Genomic DNA, 13,630 nt, shown 5'->3' on the forward strand with positions numbered 1-13,630 from the left:
TCAACCCGGCATCACGGCAGGTGAGTTGAGGGTAAATAAACGCGCTGTAGCGGAGTTTTTGTGGCCGGGGATTTGAACTGATCACAAGAACATCATTAGGGTCTGCTCGAACCCGCGACCGCGCGATCACTCTCGAGAAGGAGCTCGTCTCCGTGGCGTCCCACCGTCGTCCCAAGCAGCCGAGCCGCGCACGTGTGACCGTGCTCACCACTGCCGCCGCTGCCGCTGTTGCCCTGAGCTCTCAGGCCGCCAACGCCGCTCCGAGCGAGAAGCCGAGCAAGGACGAGGTCAAGGCCAAGGTCGACAAGCTCTACGAGCAGGCCGAGAAGGCCACCGAGAAGTACAACGGGGCCAAGGAGAAGCAGGAGAAGCTCCAGAAGGAGATCTCCACCATCCAGGACGACGTGGCCCGCGGTCAGCAGGAACTCAACGAACTGCGCGACGGCCTCGGTGCGATGGCCAGCGCCCAGTACCGCAGCGGCGGCATCGACCCCTCCGTCCAGCTGCTGCTCTCCTCCGACCCGGACGACTACCTCGACAAGGCGTCCACCCTCGACCAGCTCAGCGGACAGCAGGTCGAGGCGCTGAAGAAGATCCAGGAGAAGCAGCGCGAACTCGCCCAGCAGCGCTCCGAGGCGGCCGAGAAGCTCAAGGACCTCTCCTCCACCCGCACCGAGCTGGGCAAGAAGAAGAAGGAGGTGCAGAGCAAGCTCGCCGCCGCGCAGAAGCTGCTCAACAGCCTCACCGCCGAGGAGAAGGCGCAGCTCGCCGAGGAGCAGAACCGCGCCAGCCGCGCCGCCGAGCGCGACGCCCTCAGCGCCAATGTGCCGCCCGGCTCCGGCCGCGCCGCCGCCGCCTTCGCCGCCGCGCAGAGCAAGCTCGGCAGCCCCTATGTCTACGGCGCCACCGGCCCGTCCTCCTTCGACTGCTCGGGCCTGACCTCCTGGGCCTACGCGCAGGCCGGCGTCCAGCTCCCGCGCACCTCCCAGGCCCAGACCGGTGCCGGCACCAAGATCTACTCGGTGGACCAGCTCAAGGTCGGCGACCTGGTCTTCTTCTTCAACGACCTGCACCACGTGGGTCTGTACGCGGGCAACGGCCAGATCATCCACGCCCCGCGCACCGGCACCGTGGTGCGCTACGAGTCGATGAACACCATCGGCGGCCCGTTCATGTTCGGCGTCCGCGTCTGACGCACCCCGCACCCGGGTGGACGGACACCCGGATGCCTCCGTTCGGGGGAATCACCACGTCGCCCGGGACACCTCGGCCCCGCCCGTGACCTGCGTCGCAGGCGGGGCGTCACCGTGCGTGGCGGCCGAGGTCGTTGGCCGGCATCGGGGCTCGGGGCTACTGTCTGCCGCGTTTCCCGTCCGCGAGCGGAAGGAGTGCGGCTTCCCGTGGGGTCCCATCGCCGCCCAGCACCGTCCTCCGGTGTCGACCGGGGGGCCACCGTCGCCGTCGGTCTGCTCTCCGCGGCGGCCGCCGCCCTGGCCGCCGTGCCGGCCGCCGCCGCACCCGCCGACGACACCCGCTCCGAGGTGGACCGCCTCCACCGGCAGGCCGAGAAGGCGATCGAGGCGTACAACAGGGCCGACGAGCGGGCCGACCGGCTGCGTGGGCAGATCCGCACCGCCCAGGACGAGATCGCACGACAGCAGGAGCGGGTCAACACCCTGCGGGAGTCGCTCGGTTCGCTCGCCGGGGCCCAGTACCGCTCCGGCGGCCTCGACCCCTCCCTGGAACTGCTCTTCTCCGACGACCCGGCGGACTACCTCGACAAGGCGTCCGTGCTGGACCGGATCACCGGACGCCGGGCCGGACAGCTCCGGACCCTGCACCAGGCGCTGCGCACCCTCGCCCAGGAGCGTTCCGCCGCGGCCGGCAAGCTGTCCGAGCTGGAACGCAGCCGCAAGGCCGCCGCCGCGCACAAGCGGACGGTCGAGCGCAAGCTCGCCGAGGCGCGGCGGCTGCTCGGCTCCCTCCCCGGCGCCGAGCGCGCCGCCTACGAACGCGCCACCCGCTCCGGCCGCGACGACCTCGGCCTGCCCGGCGCCGCCCCCGCCTCCTCCCGCGCGGCGGCGGCCCTCGCCGCCGCCCGCTCGGCCCTCGGCAGGCCCTACGTCTGGGGCGCCAACGGGCCCTCCGGCTTCGACTGCTCAGGGCTGACCCAGTGGGCCTACCAGCAGGCCGGGGTGTCCCTGCCGCGCACCTCGCAGGGCCAGCGGTACGCCGGCCGGCAGATCCCGCTGTCCCAGGCGCGCCCCGGCGACCTGGTGATCTACCGCTCCGACGCCGGCCATGTCGGTATGTACGCGGGCAACGGTCAGGTGATCCACGCCCCGTACCCCGGCGCGCCGGTGCGGTACGACCCGGTCGGCATGATGCCCGTCTCGTCGGTCACCAGGGTCTGACCACACGGGGCGGGCGCCCCTACCCTCGGAAAGGTGGCTGGTCGAAGGCGGGTGTCGGGGGCGTCGGTGGTGGCGCTGTGTCTGCTGCTCGTCGCCCTGGTGGCGTGCGGCGGACCGCCGGCCGCCGACTCCGCGCGAGCCGAGGTGCAGTCGCTGCTCGACCGGCGGGCCCGCGCCGTCCTCGACCGCGACCCCGTGGCCTACGCCCGCACCGGCGACCGCACCGGCTACGACCGGCTCAGCGCCGTACCGCTGGCCGACTGGTCCTACCGGGTCACCGCCGTGCGGCGCTCCGGCGACACCGCCACCGCCCAGGCCGACCTGAGCTACCGCGTCCGGGGCCACGACCGCGCCCCGGTCACCACCGCCCGCACCCTGCGGCTGAGCCGCGGCGCCGACGACCGCTGGATCGTCGACTCCGACCGCCCCGCCCGCAAGGCCGGCCAGCAGCTGTGGGACCAGGGCACGGTGCGCGTGGCCCGGGGCGAGCGCAGCCTGGTGCTGGGCGTGGGCCGGCCCTCGGACCAGCTGCGCGACTACGCCGAGCTCGCCGACCGCGCGGTCCCCGCCGTCTCGGACGCCTGGGACCGCCCCTGGCCCCGCCGGGTGGTCGTCCTGGTCCCGGAGTCCCTGCAGGGCATGGCGGGCCTGCTGAACTCGCCCGCCTCCTCCTACCGGGGCATCGCCGCCGTCACCACCGGCGAGACCGGCACCGGCAGACGGGCGCCCGCGGACCGGGTCATCGTCAACCCGGACGCCTTCGGCCTGCTCGGCGACTCCGGCCGCCGGGTCGTCCTCACCCACGAGACCACCCACGTCGCCACCCGCGCTCACACCACGGCCGCCACCCCGCTGTGGCTCTCCGAGGGCTTCGCCGACTGGGTCGGCTACCGCAGCGGTGCCCGCACCCCCGCCGAGGCCGCCCCCGAGCTCGCCTACGCCGTCGGCCGCGGTGACCTGCCCACCGCCCTCCCCGCCGACGAGGACTTCGGCTTCTCCGGCGACGCCGACCGCCTCGCCCGCGCCTACGAGAGCGGCTGGCTCGCCTGCCGCCTGATCGCCGACCGCTGGGGCGAGGACCGCCTCGGCGAGTTCTACCGCGCCGTGGGCGCCCACGACCGGCGCGAAGGAGCCGTCGAGTCCGCCATGAAGAGCGTCCTCGGCACCACCCCCGAGGCCTTCACCGCCCAGTGGCGCGACTACCTGCGCGCCGAACTCGGCTGATCCTCCTGCCCTCCCGCACCGGTCTCAGGAGGACGGGACGCCCGCCCGCGGAGCACGGGTGCGGTGAGCCGGGGCGGGGGAGGACGGAACGGGGCGGGGAACCGTGTCGGTCCACAGGCGGCGGGCCGCGAGCACGGAGGCGGCGACCAGCAGGCCGTTGCGCAGGAAGAGGAGGGTGATGCCGAGGGCGTCGCTGCCGACCACCTCGGCGAAGAAGACGGGGAACTCCAGCACCGTGACCGGGCAGGCGGCCAGGACCAGGACGGCCGGGAGCGTCATGCGGCTGCCGCGGAAGCACAGGCACACGGCGGCGAGGCCGACCAGCCAGACCATGTACTGGGGGCTGATCACCCGGCTGGTGGTGGTGAACAGCAGGACGGCCGTGAAGGCCGCGTCGGCGACGGTGTGCGCCTCGAAGCGGGCGGCCAGCATCCGCCACAGCAGCAGCCAGGCCAGCGCCATCCCGGTGAGGGCCAGCGCGCCCGTGCTCACCCAGGACACATGCGGTCCGAGAAACTCCACCGAGCCGTAGTTCAGCAGCACCTTGCCGTCCCAGCCGTGGTGCCGGGCGACATGGAAGACGAGGGCGCCCAGCGACTCCACCTCGGTGCCCCGGTCCCGCTGGAAGGTGAGGAAGGCGAAGGAGCCCGGCATCAGCATCGCGAACACGGCGGCGACGGCGGCCGCGGCCGCCAGCGCCGACGTCCAGGTGCGGCGCCGGCGCGCCCCGAGCAGCAGCATCGCCGGCCACACCTTCAGCATCGCCCCGAACCCGGCGAGCGCCCCCATCAGCCGAGGGTGCCGGGCGCCGGCCACCACCGCGGCCACCGCCACCGCGGTCACCATCACGTCGTAGCGCGCGTACACCGTCGGCCCGAGCAGCGGCACGCCCGCCACCCACATCCACGCCCCGCGCCGGGACCGGCCGGCCCGCCGGCCCGCGTGCACCAGCAGCGCCAGCGTGACCGCGTCGGCGAGGCAGGCCAGCACGAAGAACGCGGTGGCGTACTCGAGGAACGGCAGCAGGCCGGGGGAGAGGATCGCCAGCGCGGCGGCGGGCGGGTACTGCCAGGTGACGTCGTCCAGCGGGAACGTTCCCTCGCGCAGGACGCCGTACCAGCCCTGATAGATCACGGACACGTCGCTGGTGACGTCCGGCCCCGGAAAGGTGATCACCTTCAGGACGAACAGCAGCAGCGCGGCGCGGGTGAGCCCCCAGACGGTCAGGAGCCCGGCGAGGGCTGCCCCCCGTGCGGCCGTCGTCTTCACGCGATCTCGTCCCGTCGTCCTCGGGGGCTGCTGACCGGCCCATGATGTCCCGAGAAGCCGTGCGGGTGCCAGCAAGCCCGCCTCCGGCCGGGTCGGCTAGGGTCGGCGGCGATGCACAAGACCCTGATCGTGACCAACGACTTCCCGCCCCGCCCCGGCGGCATCCAGGCCTTCCTGCACAACATGGCGCTGCGCCTGGACCCGGACCGGCTGGTCGTCTACGCCTCCACCTGGAAGCGCTCCCGGGAGGGCGTCGCGGCCACCGCCGCCTTCGACGCCGAGCAGCCCTTCACCGTCGTACGCGACCGCACCACGATGCTGCTGCCGACCCCCGGCGCCACCCGGCGGGCCGTCGGCCTGCTGCGCGAGCACGGGTGCACCTCGGTGTGGTTCGGCGCGGCGGCCCCGCTCGGGCTGATGGCACCGGCGCTGCGCCGCGCGGGCGCCGAGCGGATCGTGGCCACCACCCACGGTCACGAGGCCGGCTGGGCCCAGCTGCCCGCCGCCCGGCAGCTGCTGCGCCGTATCGGCGAGGCCACGGACACGATCACCTACCTCGGCGAGTACACCCGCTCCCGGATCGCCACGGCGCTCTCGCCCGAGGCGGCCTCCCGGATGGTGCAGCTGCCGCCCGGCGTCGACGAGAAGACCTTCCACCCGGCCTCCGGCGGCGACGAAATCCGCTCCCGGCTCGGGCTGACCGACCGTCCCGTCGTCGTCTGCGTCTCCCGCCTGGTGCGCCGCAAGGGCCAGGACACCCTGATCCGGGCGATGCCCGCGATCCTGGCGGCCGTGCCCGACACCGTGCTGCTGATCGTCGGCGGCGGACCCTACGAGAAGGATCTGCGCCGCCTCGCCCGTGAGACCGGCGTCGCCGGCTCCGTCCGCTTCACCGGCCCGGTCCCCTGGGAGGAACTGCCCGCCCACTACGGCGCCGGCGACGTCTTCGCCATGCCCTGCCGCACCCGGCGCGGCGGCCTCGACGTCGAAGGTCTCGGCATCGTCTACCTCGAGGCCTCCGCCACCGGCCTGCCCGTCGTCGCCGGCGACTCCGGCGGCGCGCCCGACGCCGTCCTCGACGGCGAGACCGGCTGGGTCGTCCGCGGCGGCGACGCCTCCCAGACCGCCGACCGCATCGTCGCCCTCCTCGACGACCCGGCCCTCCGCCGCAGAATGGGCGAACGCGGCCGCGCCTGGGTCGAGGAACGCTGGCGCTGGGACCTCCTCGCCGAGCGCCTCAGAACCCTGCTGTAGAGCAACGCCCTCAGGGCCGCGGTAAACGCGCGCCCGGCCCGGACACACCCGCACTCGCCCACGGCACCGAGACCCGGCGGCGCCGGAGTACGCGCAACGGCGCCCCCGGAAGACTTCCGAGGGCGCCGCGAGCCTGCAGGATCCCGAAGGGCTACTTCGCGTAGATCGCCTCGATCTCGTGCGCGTAGTCCTTCGCGACGACATTCCGCTTCAGTTTCAGCGACGGAGTCAGATGCCCCGACTCCTCCGTGAACTGCGTCGGCAGGATCCGGAACTTCCGCACCGACTCCGCCTTCGACACCGCCGCATTGCCGTCGTCGATCGCCTTCTGGACCGCCGCGATCAGATCCGGATCGTCCCGCAGCGACGCCGCCGTGGAGCCGGCCGGCTTCCCGTTCTCCTCGCACCAGCGGGCCAGGAACTCCTCGTCGATGGTGACCAGCGCGCCCACGAACGGCCGCCCGTCGCCCACCACCATGCACTCCGCGACCAGCGCGTGCGCCCTGATCCGGTCCTCGATCACCGCAGGGGCGACGTTCTTGCCGCCCGCCGTCACCAGGATCTCCTTCTTGCGCCCGGTGATCCGCAGGTAGCCGTCCTCGTCGAGGGTGCCGATGTCCCCGGTGTGGAACCAGCCGTCGGCCAGCGCCTCGGCGGTGGCGGCCGGGTTGTTCCAGTACTCCTTGAACAGGTGCTCGCCGTGCAGCAGCACCTCGCCGTCGTCCGCTATCCGCACCACGGACCCCGGCAGCGGCTGACCGACCGTGCCGATCTTCTGCCGGTCCCACGGGTTGAAGGCGGTCGCCGCGCAGGACTCGGTCAGGCCGTAGCCCTCCAGCACCGTGAAGCCGATGCCGCGGAAGAAGTGGCCGAGCCGTTCACCCAGCGGGGCGCCGCCGGAGATGGCGTACTCGCCGCGTCCGCCCAGCACCGCCCGCAGCTTGCTGTAGACGAGCTTGTCGAACACCTTGTGCTTGATCTTCAGGCCGAGCGCCGGGCCGGACGGGGTGTCCAGCGCCTGGCTGTAGGCGATCGCCGTGTCGGCGGCCTTGTCGAAGATCTTGCCCTTGCCCTCGGCCTGCGCCTTGGCCCGCGCCGAGTTGTAGACCTTCTCGAAGACCCGCGGCACCCCCAGGACCAGCGTCGGCCGGAAGGCGGCCAGCTCGTCCGTGAGCTGCTTGATGTCCGGCACACAGCCCAGCTTGATCGGCGCCATCATCGGCGCGATCTGCACCAGTCGGCCGAAGACGTGCGCCAGCGGCAGGAACAGCAGCACCGAGCACTCACCGGTGCGGAACAGCGGACGCAGCCGCTCCACTATGTTGCCGCACTCGGCGAAGAAGCTGCGGTGGGTGAGCACACAGCCCTTGGGGCGGCCGGTGGTGCCGGAGGTGTAGACGATGGTCGCCGGGTCGTCGGCCTTGGCGATGGAGCTGCGCTCGTCGACCGTCTCCTCGGTGACGCCCTGCCCCAGACGCCCCAGCTCCTCCAGCGCGCCCGCCTCGATCTGCCAGACGTGCTTCAGCTCGGGCAGCCGGTCGCGCACCGACTCCACGGCGGCGGCATGCGTGTCCAGCTCCACCAGGCAGGCGGTGGCTCCCGAGTCGCCGAGGATCCACGCCACCTGCTCCGGCGAACTGGTCTCGTACACCGGCACGGTGATCGCGCCGGCGCTCCAGATCGCGAAGTCCAGCAGCGTCCACTCGTAGCGGGTGCGGGACATCAGGCCGACGCGGTCGCCGGGCTGGACGCCCGCCGCGATCAGGCCCTTGGCGGCGGCCCGCACCTCCGCGAGGAAGGCGGTGGCCGTCACGTCCTGCCAGGCCCCGGCGACCTTACGGGCGATGACGGCGACATCCGGGTGCTGCGCGGCGTTTCTGCGGACGATGTCGGCCAGATTGCCGTCCGCTGGGACCTCGTACAAAGCCGGAAGGCTGAACTCGCGCAAGACTGCTGCTCCTCTTAGGGCGCCGACGCCACGACGGTGTGCGATGCGACGGTGCGGTCCAAGGCTCGGGGGTGCTCGCGGCTTTCAGAAGTTGAAACCCCGAGCACGACTGGACTGCCCGGACGTTACCCGCCGGTATGGCTACTGCGACAGGGGGGCCCGGCGAGATGTTCTCTGCGTCACACAGGTCGGGATTCCCAAGCGCACAGTAGTCCACCCCGCTCCCGACGAGCCAGTAACCGCAGGTCCCGGCCCCAGGGTCTGCACAAGTACGCTGCATCTTCATGGCATCCACACCTGCCGGAAACCAGCGGACGCGCGTCCATGTGGTCAGCGACGTGCACGGCAACGCGCGCGACCTGGCCAGGGCCGGGGAGGGCGCCGACGCCCTGATCTGCCTGGGTGACCTGGTGCTCTTCCTCGACTACGCCGACCACTCGCGCGGCATCTTCCCCGACCTGTTCGGCGTGGAGAACGCCGACCGCATCGTGGAGCTGCGCACCGCGCGCCGCTTCGAGGAGGCGCGCGAGTTCGGCAGACGGCTGTGGGCCGGCATCGGCATGGACCGGGCCGCCGCCATCGAGAAGGCGGTGCGCAAGCAGTACGCCGAGCTGTTCGCCGCCTTCCCCACCCCGACGTACGCCACCTACGGCAATGTCGACATACCGCCTCTGTGGCCGGAGTACGCCACGGACGGCATCACCGTCCTGGACGGCGAGCGGGCCGAGATCGGCGGCTGGACCTTCGGCTTCGTCGGCGGCGGCCTGCGCACACCGATGCGCACCCCGTACGAGATCAGCGACGAGGAGTACGCGGCGAAGATCGAGGCGGTCGGCGAGGTCGACGTGCTGTGCACCCACATCCCGCCGGAGGTCCCGGAGCTGGTCTACGACACCGTGGCGCGCCGCTTCGAGCGCGGCAGCCGGGCCCTGCTGGACGCGATCCGGCGCACCCGGCCGCGGTACGCGCTGTTCGGCCATGTGCACCAGCCGCTGGTACGGCGCATGCGGATCGGGGTCACCGAGTGTGTGAATGTCGGCCACTTCGCGGGTACCGGGCGGCCCTGGGTGCTCGAGTGGTGACGCGATGTCCCAGGTCGGGTGAGTTCGGCCGGACCGGCGCGCGGTAGCCTTCACGCTGCACCGAACGTCTCCGTGCGGCCTGCGCACGGCGATCCGACACGGCCCGCATCCGGAGGAGCCACGGCGATGGCGGAACACACCAGCTCGAGCATCACGATCGAGGCGGCACCGGCCGAGGTCATGGGGGTGATCGCCGACTTCGCCCGGTACCCGGAGTGGACCGGTGAGGTGAAGGAGGCGGAGGTCCTCAAGAAGGACGAGCAGGGCCGCGCCGAGCAGGTGCGCCTTGTGATGGACGCGGGGGCCATCAAGGACGACCAGACGCTGGCGTACACATGGTCCGGGGAGCACGAGGTCTCCTGGACGCTGGTGAAGTCGCAGATGCTGCGGGCTCTGGACGGGTCGTACGTGCTGAAGCCGACGGGGAACGGGGCGACCGAGGTCACGTACCAGCTGACGGTCGACGTGAAGATCCCGATGCTGGGGATGATCAAGCGGAAGGCGGAGAAGGTCATCATCGACCGGGCCCTGGCGGGGCTGAAGAAGCGGGTGGAGTCCGGCGTCTGAGCCCTCGTTTCCGGGGACCGGCGCCGCGGTGAGGTGCGCCGTTCCCCGCGCCCCCGAGCGGGTGGCCCGGCGTTGCGGTAACCGGGGTCCGTTACCGTTCACGTTCATGCGGACCCTCCTGATCACCGGCCCCGGGGGCAGCGGACGTACCACCGCTGCCGCCGCCACCGCGGTTGCCGCGGCGCGTGCGGGCAACCGGACGCTGCTGCTGGCCACCGACCGGACCGACACGGTGACGCCGGTGCTCGGTGCCGGGGACGTTCCGGGGCTGACCGTGCGTCTCCTGGACGCCGCCGCCGGCTTCCGGGAGGACCTGGCCGCCCTGCAGGAGCGTGCCGCCTCCGCCCTCGACCTGCTGGGGGCCTCCCGCCTGGATCCGGAGGAGATCACCCCGCTGCCCGGTGCCGAGGAGCTGGCGCTGCTGCGGGCACTGCGGGACGCCGCGTCGGCCGAGGCGCACGATCTGCTCGTCGTCGACCTGCCCCCCGTCGCCCGCGCCCTCGATCTGCTCGCCCTCCCCGAGGAGCTGCGGCGCTGTCTGCGCCGGCTGCTGCCGCCCGAGCGGCAGGCCGCCCGTGCGCTGCGCCCGGTGCTCGGACGGCTGGCCGGAGTCCCGCTGCCCGCCGAGTGGCTGTACGAGACGGCGGCACGATGGGACGTGGAGCTCGGCGCCGCCGAGGCGGTGCTCGCCGATCCCGGCACCTCCGTGCGTCTGGTGGCCGAGCCCGGTCCGGCCGGCGCCGACGCGGTGCGCACCGCCACGCTCGGCCTGGCCCTGCGCGGACTGCGCACCGATCTGCTGATCGCCAGCCGGGTCCTGCCGGAGCAGGTGGCGGACGCCTGGCTGGCCACTCCGGTCGCCCAGCAGCGCAAGGTCCTGGACGAGTGGCGGGAGACCCACCGGGTCCACGTCGTTCCGCATCTCGGCCGCGATCCGCGCGGACCGGACGACCTCGCCGAGCTGGGCCTGCCCGGCGCCGATGCCGCGCCGGGCCGGGTCGAGTGGCCGGTCACCGACCGGCTCACCCGGGACGGGGTGCTGGTCTGGCACATCCCGCTGCCCGGCGCCCGCCGCGAGGACCTGGACCTGATCCGGCGTGGCGACGAACTCGCGGTCACCGCGGGACCCTTCCGCAGGACCGTTCCGCTGCCCTCGGCGCTGCGCCGCTGCACCGTGGACGGCGCGTCCCTGCGCGAGGGCGAGCTGCGCATCCGGTTCCGGCCGGATCCCGGGCTGTGGCCGCGCGGCCGGTGATGGCCGTGCGGCCGTTCGGGTAACGTCGGAGGGGCTCACCGCAGTCAGGAGTCCGTCATGAGCGAACAGCTCCCCCCGCCCGACGACGCACGCGAGGGCGCTCGCGACCACGCAGGGGACGAGGCCCCGGACGACGTACGGGCGGACAAGGCCCGCGAGGAGGACGTCCCCGCCGAAGACGTGCCCGTGGTGGAGGCGCCCGCTGCCGGACGGTCCGGCCAGGCCGATCCGGATGCCTGGGCGACCGCCGTCGCCGAGGACCTGGAGGCCGAGAAGGCCCGCCGCCGCGCCCAGCACGGACCGCCCCCCGGCTCCGCCGCCGAGGAGCTGAAGAAACTCGTCGACACCGTGGCCGAGAAGCTCTCCGGACTGCAGTCACCGCTGCTCGGCGCCGTCGCCGGGCCCGCCGCGCAGCAGGTCGTGCGCCAGGTGGTGGAGCAGGCCAGGGCCGCGGTGGAGCCGGTCATCGAGCGCAACCCGGACGTCTTCGACCACCTCGCCGCCGCCGGCAACGAGCTGCTCGCCGCCTACCGCTCCGCCGTGCAGGGCCAGGAGCGCCGCTGGACCTCCGGCGGCCGGCCCGACCCCCGCGACGTCACCGATCGGCGCGACGGCGGGGACGACTCCGGGCCCGGCGAGCGCATCGACCTCGACTGAGACGCCCGGGAGGCGAGCCGGTCCCTCGGTACCCGTTCACCGTACGGACGCCGCGAAATCCGGGGCAGCGCCTCGGGTACCGTGGGCGGTAGCGGGGCTCGACCGAAACTGAGGGATTCATGGGACTCACCATCGGCGTCGACATCGGCGGCACGAAGATCGCGGCCGGCGTGGTCGACGAGGAAGGCAACATCCTCTCGACCCACAAGGTGCCGACCCCGGGCACGCCCGAGGGAATCGTGGACGCCATCTCCTCCGCGGTGGAGGGAGCGCGCGCGGGACACGACATCGTCGGCGTGGGGATCGGTGCGGCCGGCTACGTCAACCGTCAGCGTTCCGAGGTGTACTTCGCGCCCAACATCCACTGGCGCAACGAGCCGCTGAAGCAGAAGGTCGAGGCCCGGGTGGGCCTCCCGGTCGTCGTGGAGAACGACGCCAACGCCGCGGCCTGGGGCGAGTACAAGTTCGGCGCGGGCAAGGGACACCGCAACGTCATCTGCATCACGCTGGGCACCGGCCTCGGCGGCGGCATCATCATCGGCAACAAGCTGCGCCGCGGGCACTTCGGTGTGGCGGCCGAGTTCGGTCACATCCGGATGGTGCCGGACGGCCTGCTGTGCGGCTGCGGCTCGCAGGGCTGCTGGGAGCAGTACGCCTCCGGCCGCGCCCTGGTCCGCTACGCCAAGCAGCGCGCCAACGCCACCCCGGAGAACGCGGAGCTGCTGCTCTCCCTGGGCGACGGCACCCCGGAGGGCATCGAGGGCAAGCACATCTCCATGGCCGCCCGCCAGGGCGACCGGGTCGCCGTCGACTCCTACCGCGAGCTGGCCCGCTGGGTCGGCGCGGGCCTGGCCGACCTGGCCTCGCTCTTCGACCCCTCGGCGTTCATCGTCGGCGGCGGCCTCTCCGACGAGGGCGAGCTGGTCCTCGGCCCGATCCGCAAGTCCTACAAGCGCTGGCTGGTGGGCGGCAACTGGCGCCCGGTGGCCGAGGTCCTCGCCGCCCAGCTGGGCAACAAGGCGGGCCTGGTGGGCGCGGCGGACCTGGCCCGCGAGCCCGACCCGATCATGTAACGCCGTCCGGAGAACCACGGGACCGCAAGGCGGCAGCCGTACCTTCAGGGGCGCGGGGACTGCGCGGCCGGGGCGCGACGCACCGGCACCGGCGCACGACCTCGCGCCCCGGTCCGTGGGCGTACATTGACCTGCATGGAGCCGCTGCCCAACTCCCGCACCGAGCCGGACGGTTCTGCGATTCTGCGCGTGCTGAGCTACAACGTCCGCTCGCTGCGCGACGACACGGCCGCCCTGGCCCGGGTCATCAAGGCCTGCGCCCCCGATCTGGTCCTGGTCCAGGAGGCACCCCGCTTCTTCCGCTGGCGCAAGAAGCTCGCCCGGCTCGCCCACGCCGCCGACCTGGTGATCCTGACCGGAGGTGCCACCGCCGCCGGGCCCGCGATCCTCTGCTCGCTCCGGGCCGCGGTCGAGCGCACCGAGGACGTGCTGCTGCCGCTCACCCCGGGCCTGCACCGGCGTGGCTTCGCCACCGCCGTCGTCCGGTTCGCCGGGGCCCGCCTCGGTGTGCTCAGCTGCCATCTGTCCCTGGACCGTGAGGAGCGCTACGAGCAGGGCGGCATGCTGCTGGACCGGCTGGCGGCCCTGGGCACCGAGCACGCGATCGCCGGCGGCGACCTCAACGAACGCCCGGACGGCCGCACCTTCCGCCGGCTGGCCGCAGGACTCCAGGACTGCTGGGCCGCCGCCCCCTGGGGCACCGAGCACACCTGGACGCCGGGCAACCCCTACCAGCGCATCGACGCGATCTTCGCGACCAAGGGCGTCGAGGTCCTGGGCTGCGGCGTCCCCACCGGGCATCCCGGGGTGACCGAGGCGGACCTCTCCGCGGCCAGCGACCACCTGCCGGTGCTGGCCGCGCTCCGGGTCCCGGCGGGGTGACCGGC

12 protein-coding genes are annotated in these 13,630 nt (G+C 73.1%); 10 read left to right on the forward strand and 2 right to left on the reverse strand.

Going from position 1 to position 13,630, the window contains the following annotated elements; genetic code table 11:
- Positions 1-152 precede the first annotated feature (152 nt).
- From HCJ93_RS13230 to HCJ93_RS13240, 3 genes are all read left to right on the forward strand, one after another.
- A complete protein-coding gene (locus tag HCJ93_RS13230) occupies positions 153-1,193 on the forward strand; it encodes a C40 family peptidase (RefSeq protein WP_167994562.1) in 1,041 nt (346 codons plus the stop codon).
- A gap of 207 nt (positions 1,194-1,400) precedes the next feature.
- Entirely contained in the window at positions 1,401-2,414 is a 1,014-nt protein-coding gene (locus tag HCJ93_RS13235) for a C40 family peptidase (protein WP_167994564.1), read from the forward strand.
- Between the two features lie 33 nt (positions 2,415-2,447).
- A complete protein-coding gene (locus tag HCJ93_RS13240; RefSeq protein WP_167994566.1) occupies positions 2,448-3,638 on the forward strand; it encodes a hypothetical protein in 1,191 nt (396 codons plus the stop codon).
- 24 nt (positions 3,639-3,662) lie between these two features.
- Here the strand turns inward: HCJ93_RS13240 and HCJ93_RS13245 are convergent, their stop codons facing one another.
- The gene (locus HCJ93_RS13245) at positions 3,663-4,907 is read right to left on the reverse strand and encodes a glycosyltransferase 87 family protein (protein WP_167994568.1); all 1,245 of its coding nucleotides are present in this window, start codon (positions 4,905-4,907) and stop codon (positions 3,663-3,665) included.
- A 111-nt stretch (positions 4,908-5,018) separates the two neighbouring features.
- Here HCJ93_RS13245 and HCJ93_RS13250 point away from each other — a divergent pair, with 111 nt between their 5' ends.
- Complete coding sequence (locus tag HCJ93_RS13250) at positions 5,019-6,161, forward strand: glycosyltransferase family 4 protein (RefSeq protein ID WP_167994570.1); 1,143 nt, start codon at positions 5,019-5,021, stop codon at positions 6,159-6,161.
- A 151-nt stretch (positions 6,162-6,312) separates the two neighbouring features.
- On the opposite strand, the gene HCJ93_RS13255 is transcribed toward HCJ93_RS13250, so the two are convergent.
- Positions 6,313-8,109, reverse strand: coding sequence for an AMP-dependent synthetase/ligase (locus HCJ93_RS13255; protein ID WP_167994572.1), 1,797 nt, complete (start codon positions 8,107-8,109; stop codon positions 6,313-6,315).
- 284 nt (positions 8,110-8,393) lie between these two features.
- On the opposite strand from HCJ93_RS13255, the gene HCJ93_RS13260 reads away from it, so the two are divergent.
- From HCJ93_RS13260 to HCJ93_RS13285, 6 genes are all read left to right on the forward strand, one after another.
- Positions 8,394-9,191 carry a metallophosphoesterase family protein gene (locus HCJ93_RS13260; protein ID WP_167994574.1) on the forward strand — a complete coding sequence of 266 codons (798 nt, stop codon included), beginning with the start codon at positions 8,394-8,396 and terminating at the stop codon, positions 9,189-9,191.
- Positions 9,192-9,317: 126 nt separating this feature from the next.
- Positions 9,318-9,758, forward strand: a complete 441-nt coding sequence (locus HCJ93_RS13265; protein WP_167994576.1) for an SRPBCC family protein — start codon at positions 9,318-9,320, stop codon at positions 9,756-9,758.
- Between the two features lie 106 nt (positions 9,759-9,864).
- Complete coding sequence (locus tag HCJ93_RS13270; protein ID WP_167994578.1) at positions 9,865-11,013, forward strand: ArsA family ATPase; 1,149 nt, start codon at positions 9,865-9,867, stop codon at positions 11,011-11,013.
- A 57-nt stretch (positions 11,014-11,070) separates the two neighbouring features.
- Positions 11,071-11,670, forward strand: a complete 600-nt coding sequence (locus tag HCJ93_RS13275; RefSeq protein WP_167994580.1) for a DUF5304 domain-containing protein — start codon at positions 11,071-11,073, stop codon at positions 11,668-11,670.
- A gap of 119 nt (positions 11,671-11,789) precedes the next feature.
- The gene (locus tag HCJ93_RS13280) at positions 11,790-12,743 is read left to right on the forward strand and encodes an ROK family glucokinase (RefSeq protein ID WP_167994589.1); all 954 of its coding nucleotides are present in this window, start codon (positions 11,790-11,792) and stop codon (positions 12,741-12,743) included.
- A gap of 135 nt (positions 12,744-12,878) precedes the next feature.
- The gene (locus tag HCJ93_RS13285; RefSeq protein WP_167994591.1) at positions 12,879-13,625 is read left to right on the forward strand and encodes an endonuclease/exonuclease/phosphatase family protein; all 747 of its coding nucleotides are present in this window, start codon (positions 12,879-12,881) and stop codon (positions 13,623-13,625) included.
- The last annotated feature ends 5 nt before the right edge of the window (positions 13,626-13,630 follow it).

This window comes from Streptomyces composti (assembly GCF_012034205.1).
Classification (GTDB): Bacteria; Actinomycetota; Actinomycetes; order Streptomycetales; family Streptomycetaceae; genus Streptomyces; species Streptomyces composti.

Bases quoted from the DNA above. Each gene is read 5' to 3' on its own strand.
- HCJ93_RS13250 (WP_167994570.1), top strand. From the start codon at position 5,019: ATGCACAAGACCCTGATCGTGACCAACGACTTCCCGCCCCGCCCCGGC.
- HCJ93_RS13260 (WP_167994574.1), top strand. From the start codon at position 8,394: ATGGCATCCACACCTGCCGGAAACCAGCGGACGCGCGTCCATGTGGTC.
- HCJ93_RS13265 (WP_167994576.1), top strand. From the start codon at position 9,318: ATGGCGGAACACACCAGCTCGAGCATCACGATCGAGGCGGCACCGGCC.
- HCJ93_RS13270 (WP_167994578.1), top strand. From the start codon at position 9,865: ATGCGGACCCTCCTGATCACCGGCCCCGGGGGCAGCGGACGTACCACC.
- HCJ93_RS13275 (WP_167994580.1), top strand. From the start codon at position 11,071: ATGAGCGAACAGCTCCCCCCGCCCGACGACGCACGCGAGGGCGCTCGC.
- HCJ93_RS13280 (WP_167994589.1), top strand. From the start codon at position 11,790: ATGGGACTCACCATCGGCGTCGACATCGGCGGCACGAAGATCGCGGCC.
- HCJ93_RS13285 (WP_167994591.1), top strand. From the start codon at position 12,879: ATGGAGCCGCTGCCCAACTCCCGCACCGAGCCGGACGGTTCTGCGATT.